This window comes from Aquimarina megaterium XH134, from assembly GCF_000520975.1.
GTDB lineage: Bacteria > Bacteroidota > Bacteroidia > Flavobacteriales > Flavobacteriaceae > Aquimarina > Aquimarina megaterium.
The window spans coordinates 1-19,115 of record NZ_JACB01000056.1 but is presented as its reverse complement, the minus strand read 5'-3'; the positions used below and the strand labels follow the sequence as shown (position 1 = coordinate 19,115).

At 34.0% G+C, this 19,115-nt stretch carries 7 protein-coding genes; all 7 read left to right on the top strand.

All coding sequences use genetic code 11. The features are described 5' to 3' along the window. Positions 1–5: 5 nt before the first annotated feature. Complete coding sequence (locus tag Z053_RS0124275; protein WP_035096706.1) at positions 6–5,456, top strand: fibronectin type III domain-containing protein; 5,451 nt, start codon at positions 6–8, stop codon at positions 5,454–5,456. Between the two features lie 14 nt (positions 5,457–5,470). Beyond that, positions 5,471–6,973: a hypothetical protein gene (locus Z053_RS0124270; protein WP_025667559.1), complete on the top strand. Its 1,503-nt coding sequence runs from the start codon at positions 5,471–5,473 to the stop codon at positions 6,971–6,973. 11 nt (positions 6,974–6,984) lie between these two features. Next, positions 6,985–7,779, top strand: coding sequence for a hypothetical protein (locus tag Z053_RS0124265; RefSeq protein WP_025667558.1), 795 nt, complete (start codon positions 6,985–6,987; stop codon positions 7,777–7,779). Positions 7,780–7,844: 65 nt separating this feature from the next. Continuing rightward, complete coding sequence (locus Z053_RS0124260) at positions 7,845–12,713, top strand: hypothetical protein (protein ID WP_025667557.1); 4,869 nt, start codon at positions 7,845–7,847, stop codon at positions 12,711–12,713. Between the two features lie 80 nt (positions 12,714–12,793). Beyond that, entirely contained in the window at positions 12,794–14,884 is a 2,091-nt protein-coding gene (locus Z053_RS0124255; protein WP_025667556.1) for a fibronectin type III domain-containing protein, read from the top strand. Between the two features lie 11 nt (positions 14,885–14,895). Then, the gene (locus tag Z053_RS0124250; RefSeq protein ID WP_160170144.1) at positions 14,896–17,736 is read left to right on the top strand and encodes a T9SS type A sorting domain-containing protein; all 2,841 of its coding nucleotides are present in this window, start codon (positions 14,896–14,898) and stop codon (positions 17,734–17,736) included. A 33-nt stretch (positions 17,737–17,769) separates the two neighbouring features. After that, a partial coding sequence (locus Z053_RS29255; RefSeq protein WP_174412106.1) for a SprB repeat-containing protein occupies positions 17,770–19,115 on the top strand: 1,346 nt, incomplete at its 3' end.

Here is a 19,115-nt window from a genome sequence, read left to right as displayed (position 1 = left end):
AACCCATGAAGAAACGGTTACACTTTCTGTTCCTTATTGCACTCTTTGCATTGCAAGGTATACGATCACAGACTTTTCCGGTGACATTGTTACCTCAAACAATACCTCCCGCACCTATTTATTTTTCTTCATATGCAGATGCATCTTCTACGAATAGCCCTTTACGACTTCAGATCATTCTAAATGACCTTTCTGTTGCAAATCGTGAGATCAAATTAAAAGCTTATTTTGAAGGTAATGGGATTGCTTTTCAGAGTAAAGATGTGGTTATAGGAGCGCCTTCTTTATTTATAGAAGGAGGTATCCCACTAACATTGACCAATGTTGAACTTGCTCCTTACTTTACTTTTGAAAATATCACTGGGATATCACCAACAGCTTATGGACAAGTCATACCAGAAGGTTCTTACCAATTCTGCTTTGAGGTTTTTGATTCACTTACCGGCGCACGTATATCTCAAAAAACATGTGCGACAACATATATTTTTCAGAATGAACCACCATTATTAGTTACTCCTTATAACCGGGATGACATTACCGAACAGAACCCATTAAACTTAATGTTTCAATGGACCCCAAGACATATCAATGTGAATAATGTGCAATATGAATTGAGCATTGTAGAAATTTGGGATCAAACTATAAATCCGCAAGCCGCATTTTTAGCATCTCCCCCATTCTTTCAAACTACAACAACAAATACTTCTTATTTATATGGCCCTGCAGATCCTCTTTTTTTACCAAACAAACGATATGCATGGAGGGTACAGGCCAAAGCATTAAATGGCGCAGAAGAAATAGGACTATTTAAAAATAATGGTTTTAGCGAAGTTTACTGGTTTAATTATGTGGCACCATGCGATACTCCTAATAATGCAAGACACGAAGTAAAAGGAGCGCAACAGGTAAATATATTATGGGATGATTTTACTACCGATGTCCCAGAATTTATAGTTCGCTATCGCGAAAAAGGGAATAATAATGAATGGTTTTTTTCTAGAACCAGTGGTAATTGGATAACATTATGGGATTTACGACCAGGTACAACATATGAATACCAGGTAAATAAAAAATGTCTTATCTCTGAAAGTGAGTATTCTATTTTACAAACGTTTACCACACTAGAAGAAAGTGATGAAACCAGTCTCATTAATTGTGGTATTTCTCCAGATATGAATATCGAGAATATGGAACCGTTAGAACAACTTTTACCCGGTAACATGTTTAAAGCAGGAGATTTTCCGGTTAAGGTAATAGAAGCCAATGGAAGTAATGGTCGGTTTTCTGGAAAAGGATATGTCTCTTTCCCTTACTTTAAGAACATTAAAGTAGCTGTAAATTTCACAAATATATTTGTAAATAATGAAAGCCAGCTAGCAGAAGGTACAGTCATAACTGTGTATGATCCCTCCTGGGGAAATATTCTTGACGTTGATGAAGTTATTGATGTTGTAGAAGATATCGCAGACGTCGTAACAGGCGGTGATAATACCGAAATCCCTCAATTAGATTATGATATCGACACCAATGATATTAGTATTACCGATGGGCAGATAATCATTACAAAACCAGACGGTACTCAAGATATTTTTGATTATGATGAAGGAGATACATATACCATCACCGACGCCAGTGGAGATGAATGGACTGTAGATGATAAGGGTAATATTACACAGACTGGCCAGGGAGATCCATCCCCTCCATTGACTTCAAATAATGCAGATGGTATCAGATCAGGTACTCATGATGGCACTGTAGATGACCCGTATGTTGATGCGATTACAAATGATGTGGTTAAAGTTACTTTTAGAACAGATAGTGATACTCGTTTTGCCTTGGATCAGGTTAATAATGATTATGAAACCTCAAAATATCCTAAAATAAATGCTTCTGCCGATCAATCATATTACCCAGCTCATAAAGCAGCTGTACAAGGAGAAGGCGATGTGTTTTATGCAGATATAGAAATTAGCAATGCCAAAATAAATATCGATAGTCTCATTATAAAAACGGTAGAAAATAAAGCGATAAAACATGAAAGAATAGCAGGTACAAATACCTATAAAATAACCGTATCTGGTGCTAATCCTTATCGTACCGAAGAGTGTGTTGTCACATATTTAGATCCTACTGATAATAAATATAAAATAGCTGCAAGTTTCTTTGTTCATCATATTAAGAAACATACAGAAGTACCTGTGCAAGTTGTAACTGTAAATGGAGGAAATGCCATAACCAACTTCGAAGCAGAGTTAAACGATATTTTTGGTCGTGCTGGTGGGAAATTCAAAGTCAAACCTGATGTTATAGATATTACAATAGCTCAAAACTCTTGGGATGAAAACAACAATAATATTATAGATTATGACGGAAGCGGGTTATTATCTGATTACCCGACCGAGCTTAAGAACATTTACCAGGAATTCAAAAAACAATATCCCGACTACGACTCCCGACAGTATTTTATTTTCGTATTAGGTAAAGACCTTAACGTATCGAAACCATTAAGCGGTTTTATGCCAAAAACAAGGCAATGGGGCTTTATATTTGAAAGTCATTTGGGAGAAGGTTTAGAAAAGAAAGATTCTGCTCTTAAAGTTGCTGCTCACGAGTTAGGACATGGGGTATATACTCTGGCACATCCTTTTGGTGAAAATCCAGATAATTCTGGTCAAGCCAACACCTGGCTAATGGATTATGGTAATGGTACTGAACTAGGCTATCCCAATTGGGTAACCATGAGTGACCCTAGTCTAAAATTATACTTATTTCAGGATGATAGTGGTGGGGAATTTGCAGGCAGTTATGCCTTAGCTCCTAATTTTAAATTTGTATTTATAAGAGAGTCATCGACACTCTATGTTAACCCAGCAAAGAAAAAAATAACAGGTACATTACCTGGTTTTATTGTAAAAGGTAAAAATGATGAATCAGACACATATTATAATTGGGATTTCACTCAAAATAAATATGTTGATAAAGATAATCCTGAAAAAAGTTACCCTGTGACTCCAAAAAATACTATATCATATGATTCGAAAATAAACTTATTCTACAATTTAGATGCAGGATGTGGCCAAAAAGGATCAATACAATTGGAATATAAAGATATTAGTAAGCATTTTGAACAACTTACTTCCAATAGTTTAACCTCTGAACAAAAGGCTAATAATGTAAATGCTTTAATAGCAAATCACACAAAAACCAAGTCTCGTCCGGTTCCCTGTAGTAGTGCTAATATCAGTAATAATGGTTGGTTCGAAATACCTATAGATTGTTCATCGAGTGATATCAAAGAGTTAGTACAACCAGAAGTAGACAAGATTAATGCTTTGGTTACTGAAACTGATATTGAAATCATTGTAAAAACTATCAATGATATTAAATACAAATGTGTATTTAATAATGTAACTAATAATATACTCGAAAACTTAATAGAGAAATTAGCAAAAGGCTCGATTAAAGAACAAAAAGAAAGAGCTCTTGTTAAACTTTTAATTTTTGTTAAAAAAGAAGACACACAAAGTTTATTCGACCTTCTTAATAAAGATGGAAATTTAAATAATGTGTTTAAAGAAATCCAAAATGCTACCTTCTCATTATTTGGAGAACAAGATAATCAAGATAGGTTGTTAAAAGTTCTGGTGAACAAATTTAAAAACCTTAAAGAAGACTCCAACAAATGGCTAGTAATAAACACTTTAATAAAAGCAAAGTATAACGATATAAAAGATGCCAATAAAAAAGAGTTTATAGGTTTATTATTGGCATCTATGAAAGAATATGAAAATAACCGAGAGAAAATTGGAGGTATTGTAGAATTTTTCTCAGAAATGCTAATCGATGATTGTAAAAATCTTACAGATTACAAAATAGTCTTTGAACTAGCTTCATTGAGATTTGAAAATAAAGAGGCTTTTTCAAGCTTTACCCAAGGAAATCGTATTAAGTTAAAAGTCCCAGGATTTATTTTTGACATTGATTGTTCTGTTAATGACTCAGGGTTAGGAAGAAAATGGTCATGGGTAAAACCAGGAAGGTTTTATTCCTATTGCAGTAATCAACAAACAAACGATTTCACTCAAGCTCAAGTTGATAATGCTTTTTCATGGGCTGGATATTTAAGAGATAATGAAATGGCAGCTAATTTATATCCAGATAAAACAGAAGAACTTCTTAACATTTTTAAAACACAGTTTTCTTTACATATTCAAAATACTAAAGAAGTAAATCAAAACTTTTGGAGTACCACGGATATAGTTTGTAATAACCTGAATAGCATTCTAAATCATATTAATATAAATGAAAGCTCTACCTCATTAAAAGAGGTTGATAAACAAACTAAATTTTCGGTATTAGAAAAATATTTTGAATGTTCTAATAATTCTATATCAATAAGTTTCGAAAAAATAGACAATTCCATATTAAAGTTATTAGCCAGTTTTGACAAAGAGGACGCATCTGTTTTACATACACTGGAGAAAATTGGAATAGATAAAATTCACCATAAGTTAGAACAAGATGAAAGCTTTAAAACTTTGGCAAAAGTATATGTCTGGATGGGAGGACAAGCCTTTAACTCCAACCATTATAATAAAGTTGACCTTGATCAAATATTAAACAAAGACGGAAAAATCAAAAACTATACCTCAGTTCTGAGTTTAGAATCCAACATGTTACAATTTGATAATTTCAGTGCTTCTATAGAAAGTAAAACAAAAATAAAAATAAATGGTACGGGTAAATCATATGATTACAATCAAATGATGGTTTTATATGCTGCTGATAATTTTAAATTTTTGGATCAGAATTTTAAAAAAGGGGATGTTTTGGTAATGCCATTAATCCAAGCCTATGCAATGAGCAAAAGCAACCGAAGAATTGTTGCAGAAAAAATAGCATGGACAGCTGTAGACGGTGTTCTATTGTTTGTAGGAGTGGGAGAATTTAAAATATTGTTTACGGCAGGAAATTATATAAGAAAAGCCATTGTAGCTTCTGATTTAATTGGGAATGCGGCAGGTATTTTAGGAAATGTACTTAACGAAAGTGCCCTTAGCCCTCAAGATAGATATAAATTACAAATGCTCGCTATTCTAGCTTCATTACCACAATTAAGTACGTCAATAAAAGGAATAGACAATATGGTAAGTTCCCTGGATTCAAAAATTAATAAATTAAATAATGTTTCGCATAGAAAAGCTCTGAATGATTATTTCTCTGAAGTAAAGGCGAAATTACCTGCTGCATCTGGACTTGATGATTTTATTGCAATTCTAAAACAGAAAAAGCTGTTTGCAAAATATGATGGCTTATCTGATAGTTTGAAAAAGGTTTTTAGAGAAGACTTCTTAAACGCTCCCGACAATGTGTTAAATGGTTTAAAGAAAAATGAAGTCTTCGATTCCTGGTTACAATATAGAAAATCTAATCCTAATGCTGTTTTGTGTAAATAAAGAATAAAACTTTTATGAAAAAAATATTAAACCTAGTAATTGCTTTAATTTTTCCTATCATATTGTATGCGCAATGTGGATGGATGGATCAGCATGTATTAGATTTAGCAAATAATACTGCTACTCCCGAATTTAAAGCTTTTTTTAAAAATGCCCCTACTTCACATTATGAATCCTATAAAGTACTTTTTACTAATGCTAAAAATTCTAGAAAAAATATTGATGAGCTAACCATCATCTCAGAAAATTTAGATATTATAAAAGTTGGAGAATATAAAGGGTATTTAAAAATTAAAAAAAATAACCCTGATTTATTTGATGTAATAAAGACAAAATTTAGTGATGCAGATGAAAGAACTGAGTTTATCGCAGATTTATTTAGTAAAGAGAAAATAAAAATCCCTCCCATATCATCTTTGGGGTTAATTTCTGCTACCAAAAACTTATCAAAGATCACTGAAACTCATCTTGATGCCTGGAAAGCATTAAAGAAGTATCCAAACCTAAGAAAAGGTTTTTCTAAATTAGATGGCTTTTCTCATGTCCTAACACGATTTGATAATCTAGATCAAAATTTAAAAAATGAATTTTTAAAAGCTTTAAATACTACTGAGTATAGAAGAGCAAGTCAAACCAACAAATCTGGTCCAAGTGGCGCAGTGAGTAATAGTGATTTATTAATTAACAATATCGAAAACTTTAAAAATATAGATAAAGGTGATGATATTATTGATAATTGGTTAGAGCTAAGAAGATATGCCGATGATGTTAATGCACAATTCAGCTTTAAAGATATCAAAGCGTTAAGTAATGGGACAACTGATGTGGAATCTGTAGTTTTAAGTTATGGATTAAGGGATTATAACCTCGCAGAATTGTTAGGAAAATTTAACTATAGACAATGTGAAATTTCAGCAAGGGCTACAGGAAGGGTCGCTGATAACACTTTTGCAAGATTGAATCAAAAGCTCTCTGACAGGGCTTTCGGAAAAAAGTTTAAACATATTGAAGAGGCCTACGAAACTATGATTAATGGAAAGTTGAAATCTATTGGTGACTATTCTTCTTCCAAGTTGTTTTTTCAGACTTTAAAATCTATTGGTTTTAACGTTTTTGAATCTCATCATGTTTTAGTTGTAGAATTGTTTAAATGTAAAGGTTTTAGAAAATGGTATGAACAGGTTGGTAATGCGATATTAGATATAAATGGAGAAACATCTTTGCTAAATGTAATAATGCTCGAAAAATTCCAATCTGCTAAAGGAGTACATGCTTCTCATGCGAAATATAATGAAGCATTAATCAAAGTAATAAACAGTAGGTGGAGTGTACATATAAAACAAGGAGAAGCATATGCAATTGAGGAGATAGGTAAAGATATTTTAAAAATTCGATCAGGAGTAAAAAAATTATTAGTCGAAAAAAGTGTCATTGGAACAGGAAAAGGAACTCCTAATTGGACCAGAGTGAAAGTTAACGACTTGATAAATGAGAATATTCTAAGAGGAATGCTATAAATAATTGATCTATGAAGTTTTTTCAGTTTTCTGCAAACGCCTTTCAATGGAAAGTAACTTTAAAAGAGAACAAGTTACACGAGATAGTTGTACCCATTGATAATGAAGAGTTTATTAGTAATTCGGAATTTCCAATAAAAATGCAATTAATAGATTCTTACCAAAATATAAATGAATGGAAAGGAGATAATGCTTTTGTTGATGTATTTGACTGGTCGAATGATTATACATTAGGTGGTAATCAACCAGAAAAAGGAGGAGCTTTTTTAATTATAAGCAATAAAGTGAAAATAGTATTAGAAAAATATAATCTGCCTGATCATAGGTTCTATCCATTAGAAATTGAAAGTACTTGTTTTAAAGAAAATAGAGATAATTATTTCCTATTCCATATGATTGGGAATGGAATATTTGGAGATGAATTTATAGATTATGATAAATGTACTTTTGAAGAAATAACAAGAGATGAGGAGGAAAACAAGGTATTGGTGAAAAAATATACAGAAGGAACTTTAAATTCTAACCAAGAATTTAAAGATGTAAAATTGAAAAATAGCGAGAAAATAATTCTTGGTTCATATGAATATCCTGATATACCAGATTATTTCATGACAAATGATTTCAATTTTGTAAATAAAGTTTTTAAGCACGATTATGATATTTTATGGGGTGCTCCAAACTTCATTTTTGTAAGTGAACAAATTAAAAATGAATTAGAATCAATGCCTATTAATAATGCTAATTTCTTCAAAACTAATGAAAATTTGATTCGTGCCTTTGAGTATGAACAATTTAAAAATTCTTAGTAATCAATAAAAATGCCTAAAAAAATAAAAACATTAAACAATAGTAGAAAGTAAACGAAAATCGAATGAAAAACTACCATATACTCTTACTTACCCTGCTCCTATCGGTAGCCTGCTTTGCCAACACTGGTAAAGATTCACTATCGGTTGCTAAAAAGAAAACGGCATCGTCGTTATATAAAAGCCCTATAACCAAAGGACTAGATTCATTGGCATTACAACGTTTAGCTGCTTTTAAAGCAAAACGGGTAAAGGATCAGGCGGGTAGTGCCTATGCTTTACGTAAATACGATACCAAGCAGTTTCGGTCTTTTCCAGAATTAGAAACCCCATCGACAGCTGCTCCGGCCGAGAATTTCTTTCAGGGATTGGCAGAGTTTACCAAAGATTATATTAAAAAAATCTATAAGCCTTCTCCAAAAACAGATTCTTTGGTGAGTAAAGCCAAAGAGCTATTTAAAGAAATAGAAAAGCAGGAAAATTTCATCAATATTATAAGTGGTCAAGAATTACTTCAATTTCCTGTTGGGATCAAAAAACAAGTATCTCCAAATTCATCGATTACTATTGGTATTGTAAAAGCCAAGTTACATGCCAACTATTCTGAAGTAGATTTATTTGCCAAACTTACATTGGGTGAATTAAGTACCGAATTGTTTTTTGGAGCCAATAATGTAAAATTGTCTCATGAAGGAGGAATATATGGTGAAGCACAATTAAACCTGTTAGGTGATTTTCCGATAGGGCAAAGTGGCGGACAATGGATTATCACTTTTAAAGGAGGATTAGAGAGTGATGGTAGTGCAACAAAACAAACGTATATCACCATAGATTGTACAGGTAAAGTAAAAGAAATAGCGTTAGAAGCCGATGTGCGAATTGCTAAAACAGTGGCAATCCCGCTAAATGATGATGGTACCAAAAAATTTCCAGGAGAAACAAAACCGCAAGACGGTAAAAATCCTGCCGGTAACGAAAGTTATGTAGGGGCTAGTTTCAGTTTTGTAGCCACCTCTTTACAAGATCTTTTAATCGAATTGGATTTACCAAAATTCGAACTTAAACCTCTACCAGGGTGGGCGTTCAAAATGCATGATGTAGTATTAGACCTTAGTGATACCAAAAACTCACCACTAGTAGATTTTCCTAAAATCTATGATGAGCAACAATTAATCCCTTCAAATCAAAAAGAATTATGGCGTGGCTTTTATGGTAATGAAGTAAGTGTCACTCTACCTCCAGAATTTCAGATTACAAAGTCTGAAGAACGTATTTCCTTTGGTGCCAAAGGTTTACTAATCGATAACTTTGGGGTCTCTGGAAACTTTTTTGCATCCAATTTGTTTACTATTAATGAAGGAAATGCAAGTAAATGGCAATATTCACTAGATTCTGTAAATGTAGATATACAGGTAAATCATTTTATCAAAGCCGATTTTAGTGGAGAACTGGTACTACCTATTAGCAAATCCGATTCTAGTAGTAATGGAGCTTTGGGTTATAAAGGATTGATTACAGCAGATCAACACTATAGTGTTCGGGTAGAAGTAACAGATGATGTAGACTTCAATATTTTTAAAAGTAAGGCAAAGTTATTTCCCGAGTCCTATATAAAAATGGAAGTAGAGAACGGAAAGTTTTATCCCGAAGCTAACCTCACCGGGCTCATGGCTTTTAATAAAGCTCAAAAAGACTCTTTAAATGCTATATCATCACAAGATAAAGATAGAGATGCAAGTGATATAGAGTCACTTAATTTTGATGGCCTCTCCTTCCAAAATTTTAAAATTCAAACCAAAACACGTCCCTATCTCTCTATAAAATATATGGGATTCAAAGACACTATTGCATTACCCAAAATCGCAGGGTTTCAATTAGGGTTTTATGATATCAAAGCAAAAGTATATGAAGATGATCGTGCAGAAATAGGGCTTAATAGTTATCTCAATCTCGATAAATCAGGGATCAAAGGAGATGTTAGGCTTCGTATCATAGGCAAATTACAGGAGGGAGATTATTTAAAATGGCAATTCGACAAAATTGAAATCGATGAAGTTGAAGTTGATGTAAAACGTAAAAACTTTGAATTTTATGGTAAACTTGCCTTTTTTAGGGATAATCCAATATACGGGAAAGGGTTATCTGGTAAACTTAGACTATATGCCGAAAGCCTGAAAATCGAACTCGAAGCTAAGGGGATTTTTGGAAAACAAGACGATTTTAGATACTGGTATGTTGATGCATTTGGCAGGCCTCTTTCTAATAAGAGTACAAAGAGTTTAAAAATTCATGATATTGGTGGTGGAGTCTACCATCATATGCGAAAGGCAGGGATGGATGAACGCGCAGAAAGTATGTCGGGAATCTATTATCGCCCAGATATAGATACCGAATTTGGTTTTAAAGCTATGGCTGCTTTTGAAGTAAAAAAATCAGCAACCTTTACAGGGCTTTTTGCTATCGAGATGAGTTTTAACAGCCCTTCTGCCGGAGGAGGGATTAGTAGATTAGGATTCTACGGAGGTGCAGCATTGATGACTTCTGGCGGCAGTAGCGGAGGCGGTAGCGGTGGTAATGCTCCTTTTGGTACCGTAGATGGTATGCAGAAGAAGTTAGCAGAAAAAGAACAATCAATCAGCAACTTCCATGAAATGTCTATTGATAAGGAAGGAATTAAATATTTTGCAACCGAAGTATTTCCAAATATCTTAACTGGTAAAGAACAGTTTGCTGCACAGTTAGCTATCGATTTCGATTTTAGAAATGATACGTATTGGGGGATGTTTGATGTATTCCTAAATCTTGGTCAAATTAAAGGTGCGGGAGAGAAAAATAGATTAGGGTATATAGAGTTTTATGATGCCCCAGATGATTGGTACATCTATATTGGTACTCCTACCAAACGTTTTGGTGTCGCTGGTATCCCTATAGGCCCGTTTGATGCTGCATTTGATTTGTACTACATGACCGGAACAATCCTTCCTGACCCTGCTTTACCAAAACCAGAAGTTATAGATATTTTAAACCTAAGTGGAGATGAACTTCTTTTTGGTAGAAACTTTAATAGTCAATTAGCACAAGGTACCGGGTATGCTTTTGGAGCATATGTAGAAATAGGAAAAAGTTTCGATTGGGGAATTATCTATGCATCGGTAAGAGCTGGTGTTGGCTTTGATTTAATGATCAAAGATTTTGGAGATGCTCATTGTAAAGGAAAAGCAGGACCATTAGGTATGGATGGATGGTATGCTACAGGACAACTCTATGCATTTCTACAAGGAGAAATTGGTGCACAAATCAAAATTTTTGGCTTTAGAAAAAGAATTCCTATCCTAAAAGCAGGAGTAGCAGTTCTGGCACAAGGCCAATTACCAAACCCGTGGTTTGTAAAAGGCTATGCTGGTGTAAAAGTAAGAATATTAGGTCTTGTAACCGTACAGGCCCGACTTAAAGTTACTATCGGAGAAGAATGTGAAATTGTGGGTAAAACAGGACTACAGGAAGTGGTCATTATATCCGATATTTCTCCAGAAAATAACAGTGATAAAGTAGATGTATTCGAAGCAGTGCAGGTTGCTTTTAATGTACCTATTGGTCAAGTTGTAGAAATTAGTGATGATCTAGGGACTAAAAAATATCAGGTAGAACTCAAAGAAATTGCAATAAAAGATGGATCTACAACCCTTGCAGGGGAACAAGTATGGAATAGCAATAAAGATATAATGATCTTTGAACCAGACGATATTTTACCTCCCGAGAAAAAAATAACCGCTACGGTAAAAGTACAATTTAACGAATATAAAGGAGGGCAATGGGTAGCCGTTATCGAAAATGGGCAACCAATAGTAGAAGAGAAAACAGTAAACTTTACTACAGGTAAAGCCCCTACAAAAATCCCATATAAAAATATCGAATATATGTATCCGATAGTAGATCAACGTTATGTTCTTCCTAAAGAAAGTAACACAGGATACGTACAGCTAGAGCGTGGGCAAGATTACTTATTTGGTACAGAAGGATTTAAAGACGAGTTATTCTTTATTACCGAAAATGGGCAATCTATAAAAGCCCAGTTTTCTTATGATACTGCAAACAATACATTAATTTTTCCTCTTCCTAAATTACCTAATGAAACAGGAATTGTTTATAAACTAATAACTTCAAAATTAAACTCGGGAGACAATGATGGTGGAGTTTCAGAAGAGACGTATACAAATGTGAGTGATGATGTGTCTATTTCTCAGAATACACTTACAGGAAATGCTTCTACGAATGCTTCTTTAACACGACTAGAATTCAATTTTAGCACAAGTAGATTTAATACCTTCAAAGAGAAAATAAGAGCGATGAATATAACGGACTACTATACTTTTATGGATGGTTCTTCTAATGCTGCACAAATGGAATTACGAATTGCAAAATTCGAACCTTTCGATGTTAATGAAGTGTTGGGGACTCGATATAGTTTAAACAAACCTTTAATGTCTGGTGTAGGAATGAAATCTGATTATTATTATGAAAAAGAAATTTATCCTCTCCTCTATCAAAACTATCCATTAGATACCGATATTCGAGTAAATAGAGATGAAGCTATTTTGGGAACACCTCCAATGAAAAATATTAAGCCTTCTCTAACCTATAGCGAGTACGTTCAAAATAATCCAGAGAATACTTATTTAAGAGAACGTTTTCCTTTTAGATGGAACCTTGCTGCAGCATATAAAGAAGATTTTGTACATCTACAATATGTGGTCGTAAACAGGTATTTAAATACTAATCCAATAGACGCCAATGCTTATCAAAAATATAAGTATATCATAGATGGTATATTCCCATATATTAATGTAGAAAAATACCAGGTAGAGTTTCAGTATACACTGCCAAGCAAAACATCTGGTAACAAAATCAAAGTAGATTATAAAAATTATTTTTAATAAAGTAAGCGTAGACAAGAATTTCTATACCGTTGAAATGATTATGATGTGGTTACATCTAACAAATAGAAAAAAAATAGATGAAATTAAAATATTGCATATTATATATAACATTACTTTTTGGAAGCATAAGTATTAGCATATCTGCACAAGAGAAAAGTGCAGAAGCTCCTAAAAAAATAGTAGTAAAAGCTTTCGCAAAAAAAGATGCAATACTATTGCGCTGGGCAGTGACCGATAAATATGCCTGGAAATATAGCAATCAATACGGTTTTGTGGTAGAACGTACCACGGTTCTGCGTGATGGAAAACCTTTAACTAATCCTGAAAAGAAAATAATTTCTGGAGATACTATTAAACCCAGACCTCCTAAAGATTGGGAAAATTTTATTCGGGAAAATGATATGGCGGCTATTGCAGCACAAGCGATTTATGGAGAAACTTTTCAGGTAGATAATCAAGAGGAGAATCAATTACTTAGAGTTTTTTATGAAAGTGAAGAGTTAGATCGTCGATTTGGATTTTCTTTATTCGCCATTGATCAAGATTTTGAAGTGGCTCAATATGCCGGACTGGGATATGTAGATACCGATGTTAATGAAAATGAAAAATACCTCTATAATATAAAAAGTGCTATCCCAAAAGAAAGAATGGAATTGGAACCTTCTGGAGTATTTATTAGTACAAAAGATGTTGAAGAACTCCCTAAACCGTCTGACTTTTTTGGGTATTTCTATAAAAATGCATTTGTTTTGGTATGGGAATACGATCAACTACTACCCTACTATACGGCCTACAATTTGGAAAGATCTGAAGATGGTCAGCTTTTTAATAAAATCAATGATGTACCCATTACAAAATTAGCAGATACCCCATATTCTGGAGTTTCTTATACCGATTCTATACCTCAATACGGTAAAAAATATTGGTATCGTATTGTAGGCATCAATTATTTTAGTGAAACCAGCCCTCCATCTGACCCGGCAGAATTAATAGGATTTAAAGAAATAAAAACTGAACCTGTATTTTCTGCTACAAATATTATTTCTGAAAATGAAGTAGAATTAGAATGGACTTTTGCCGAAGAAGAACAATGGAAACTTAGAAAATATGAACTTTTACGTGCAGAAAAAGCAGTAGGACCATATAAAACTGTAATTGATAGTATCCCTCCAAATCAGAAAAAGATTACTTATGGCCCATTATCCGATATTAATTATTTTAAGCTCAAAGCTTTTGGGAAACATCAGGATTATAAAGAATCTCCTGCTACCATGGTACAACCTATAGATAGTATTCCTCCAAAAAAACCACAAGGTCTCGAAGGAATTGTAGATACATTAGGCGTAGTCGCACTAAAGTGGGTAAAAAACACTGAATTAGATTTAAAAGGGTATGATATTTTGAGAGCCTATCGTAAAGATCAGGAATTCACAAAACTAAATAAGGCTAATCTTATCAATGAAAGTTTTATTGATAGTATAGATATGACTTCTTTCGACAAAGCTGTTTACTACCGATTACTCGCAGTAGATAACCGTTATAATGAATCTGTACCTTCGGATACTTTAGTACTCAAAAAACCTGATCGTATACCTCCAACATCACCTGTATTTAAAACTTATGAAATAAAAGAAGGTGCTATTAATTTTTCGTGGATTAACAGTTCATCTGATGATTGGGCAACTACTATAGTATATCGAAAAAATGCAACAGATTCTATAATTCAACCCTGGGAGAAAATATATGAGACAAGCGTAGATTCTATCACCAGCTATACAGACACAAAAGCTAATCCCGGCAGAAAATATCGCTACACCTTGATTACTGTAGATCAAAGTGGTTTGGAAAGCGAACCTACTCCCCCAGTAGTTATTAATATGCCTGGAAAATTAATACAACCTGGTGTAAAAGGATTGTATGCGACTGTAGATCGAGAACGCAAATTTGTACAACTCACCTGGCGTTTTAAAGAAGAGAGTGCTGTAGAGATACAAGTATATAGAAAGAGTCTAGAAGATTCATATACCTTGTATAAAAGATTAGCACCAGAAGACAAACGATGGATAGACCAAAACCTAACTCCAAATACTACATATACATATGCATTTAAAGCAGTATTTAATGATGGTAGTGTGAGTGAATGGAAGGAGATTGAAGTAAAATATTAATGATCATAAAGATGAAATCATTTTTTTTTATTGTTACTTTTTTATTAACATTCTTGAGTCTTAATGCTCAAGACAGAAAAGTAATAGTACGAAATACTATTAACGACCCAGCTTTTTTTGACGATGCTTTTGGTGTTTCTTTTAACTTAAGCATCACTGGTGCAAAAACATATAGTTATAGAAATCAACCTAGCGGAACTGCACCAAGGATTGATGCTGAGGTTGTAAATGTACCTAATAACTTTTCGATGTCTAGCTTTCTAAATCTAGATACTTGTTCTTTTGATGGTACTAGATGGTCCACAACAGTTAGTGCTGCTAATTTTCATTCTGAAGCATATTTTTATTCTGGAGCCTGTGGAGTTAATGCCAGTGTTAGACCTTTTTATTTAGAACCACCAGGGCCAGGTGATCAGACCGTCTTTTGCCCAGAACAAAAAATATTTCTCGAATCTGGTGATGAGTGGCAATATAGTATGGATGGTGGATTAAACTGGTATGATTTTGGAAAAAATCCAGATTCTCCTATTACTCCTAATAATTTTAAATCTGCACGGCTAAATGTTACTTTTAATGAAATTAGTGATAACTATAGCTATATAGGTAATATAAAAATAAGAGGAGTACATAGAAACCCACCTCCTTTTAATATTTTATTAGGGTATACAAACATACTATCATTTACTATAGTTAATTGTTCTCCTCAGTTAGATAGTCCGCCAACTGCTATTAATCCAACTTGTAGCAATTATGACAATGGTAGCTTTACCGTAACTTTTGATAGAGAACTTGATGATAGTGTTTCAGAAAAAATGAACCTGCAGGTATACAAGCAAATAGAAGGCGCTACCACTTTTGATGGTTATGAATCAAAAGTATTAACCAAAAGTGATTTTACGGGTTCTTCCTATACCTGGGATCCTAAAAACCTACCTGGTGGGATCTATAAACTATTCTGGCAAACCAAAAGCAACAACGGAGGTTTTGACGATATCGGTACAAACCCCGATGCTTATGATGAAAGTAATCCTTTTACATTAACTTCACCTCCTGCTTTATCGGTAAATGGTTCTCCTTCTCCTGTACAATGTTTAGGAGGAAACGATGGAAGTATTATAGTAACTCCAAATGGGGGAACACCAGGAACACCACCAACATCACCTCGCTACCAATATTCTATCGATAATGGAACTACATGGCAAGAAGAAACTCTTTTTGATACATTATCAAAAGGAGACTATACTATACTTATCAAAGATAATAATGGCTGTGAAGCCTCTAGTACACCAATAACCGTTGGTGAACGATTCCCTACAATACCTAATGTGATTCCTGTACTGGGTACTAGTCCTACTCTTATTAATGGTAATAATGGACGTATCTCAATCTCTGTATCTGGTGGGGCTGGTAATTATACAAACTATGCCTGGACCAAAGACGGAAATCCATTTACGCCTCCTTCGGGGTCTACAAATACAAATATCATCAACCTTTATGAAGGGGTTTATACCATCATAGTAACCGATAGTAATGGATGTAGTTCTGATATCGAAATATTCACTCTTACAGATCCAGAACCCATCGATATCTCTATTAACATGACACCAGATACCGTTGACTGTTCTGATACCAAAGTCAACCTTATTGCCAGTGCAACAGGGGGATTCTTAAACTCTGGTTCTGAATATACTTACGCCTGGGATGATGGCACAACTGGAGCCTCTTTAACTAATGTGGGAATAGGAACCTATCAAGTCTCTGTGACCGATGATGGTGGAAATACACAAAACAAAACATTTAATGTAAACGGTCCCAACCCTATTACAGTTACCCTTGTTAACAAAAAAGAATTATCTTGTAGAGATGGAAATGATGCTGCTATACAATTAACCATACAAGGAGGAACTGGAGATTATGTCATTACATGGGAAAATACAATAGATCCTAATTTTAGTGCGTTGGGTAATGAACTCAAAAATGTAGGGTTCGGATCTTATATATATCGAGTAGTAGATCAAAATGGGTGTTTCGCTACAAACTCAAGTCAACCCATAGAATTTACAAACCCTCCTCTATTCTCTATTGATCTGGGTGAAGATCCTTTCTTTTGCGAAGGACAGACTGTAACTATATCTGCTGCTATACAAGATCCTAATGCTTCTTATAGCTGGACATCGGATACCGGGTTTACCAATACGAACCCAGAAATCAATGTAGATCAGCAAGGAACATATACTGTAACTGTAACCAGTGGAAAAGGGTGTATTGCCCAAGACAGCATTACCGTAATAGAAAATATAAAAGAAATTAATGCAGAATTCTTATATGCAAGTCAGGTATTTACCAATGAAAAATTTGTCGTAATTGATGTGACTTATCCTATACCCGATCAAATTCAGTGGGTAATGCCAGAAGAAGCAACTATAATAACACAAGATCAGGACCTTATTGAATTGTACTTTAACATACCAGGAGAGTACGACATCTCGATGATATCCAAACTGGGAGATTGTCAGGATACATTTACCCAAAAAGTATTGGTACTACAAAAAGAAATAACAGATGATCAAAACCAGGATAGTCAAAATCAACAGTCAGGAAATATCAAAGAGTTTAGCGTATACCCAAATCCTTCTGATGGTAAATTCTTTGTAAAAGTTGCATTGAAAGAACAAAAAGATATCAGTATTAAAGTATTTAGCCTGGCTAACAATACCATATTAGATCAAAAAAAACAATCTGGTAAAAAACAATACGAGATCCCTTTTACTCTGCAAATGCCTTCTGGAGTATATGCCGTAGTACTAGAAACACCATATGGAAATCATATTAGGAAAGTGATTATGAAATAATAAGTAAATAAAAGGATTATGAAAAACATCGTTATGAAAAAACTCTTATTATACATACTTTTCCTATTATTTTCCGTTAATTTTTATGGGCAATTTAAATATCACGTATCTACAGTTAATGTTTTGGACTTAACCGCTTCAAGTTGTTTTATGTCTAATCCAGCGAGTGTAATATCTTCTAGAGGAAGTTTGAAAATTGCAGATGGAAGTGATACAACTCTTAGCACTGCAACAGGGATATTAGATTTAACCACAAGGCCTGCATATTATGGCGTTTCAGCTGGAAGTTGTAGATGGATCGAGGGGCCTAATAGAGGTAAAATATACAGCTTAGGAGGATATAGAATGGACATCGATCCTAACATAGATTCATATTATGAACATAAACCTTCTTTTGGGACATTATATTTTGAAAAAGTTAATACAACACAATCCGATGAACTTAACTGTAATGGAGTTACATTAAATGCTACTTCGGGTATTTCTGATACCGATATTATTGAATGGGAATATTCTTTTGAAGGACAATTAGCTACTATAAGTGGCTCTTCAAACAAAAAATCAATATTTATAGATTTTAATAATTTTCCGGTAGATTTTGAGAATAATGCAAACAAAATAATTTATTTCAGGTATAAACTAATTGGTAATGTTTTTTCTCCCTTAAAACCGTATACAATTCTTAACTGCTCACCTGCATTAGATCCGAATGTTTCTCCTAACCCAAAGCTTACTCATCCTACTTGTAGTTACAATAATGATGGCGGTTTCACAGTAACTTTTGATAGAGAACTTGATGATAGTGTTTCAGAAAAAATGAGTTTAGTTGTATTTGTATCTAATGGAACATTTGATAATGTTGCCGGAGTAGATATTTTAACAAAAAATGATTTTAATGGGCGATCTTTCACATGGGATGCTAACGGTTTAGCTCCAGGCTCTTATATACTAGGTTGGCAAACCAAAAGAGGAGGAAACGATCCTGGCGCTAATCCAGATGCTCTCGATTTTAGTAATGAATTTACACTAATTGCCCCTCCTGCATTATCAGTTAGCGGTACTCCTTCTCCCGTACAATGTTCTGGGGGAAACGATGGAAGCATAAGAGTAACACCAGATGGTGGAACGCCTCCTTATCAATATTCTATAGTAGGTAGCAATATACAACCCGTAGGTACACTGTTTGATGGGTTGATCAAAGGAGATTACACCATACTTATCAAAGATAATAAAGGTTGTGAAGCTACTAGTGCACCTATAACGGTTGGTGAACGATTTCCTACTATTCCTGATGTAACTGGGTTATCTGCACTCATTACCAACCCTACCCTTATTAATGGTAATAATGGACGTATCGCAATCTCTGTATCTAGCGGGTC

Excerpts from the sequence above, each read along its gene's own strand:
- Z053_RS0124275 (WP_035096706.1), top strand. The coding sequence starts at position 6 with ATGAAGAAACGGTTACACTTTCTGTTCCTTATTGCACTCTTTGCATTG.
- Z053_RS0124260 (WP_025667557.1), top strand. The coding sequence starts at position 7,845 with ATGAAAAACTACCATATACTCTTACTTACCCTGCTCCTATCGGTAGCC.
- Z053_RS0124250 (WP_160170144.1), top strand. The coding sequence starts at position 14,896 with ATGAAATCATTTTTTTTTATTGTTACTTTTTTATTAACATTCTTGAGT.
- Z053_RS0124270 (WP_025667559.1), top strand. The coding sequence starts at position 5,471 with ATGAAAAAAATATTAAACCTAGTAATTGCTTTAATTTTTCCTATCATA.
- Z053_RS0124255 (WP_025667556.1), top strand. The coding sequence starts at position 12,794 with ATGAAATTAAAATATTGCATATTATATATAACATTACTTTTTGGAAGC.
- Z053_RS0124265 (WP_025667558.1), top strand. The coding sequence starts at position 6,985 with ATGAAGTTTTTTCAGTTTTCTGCAAACGCCTTTCAATGGAAAGTAACT.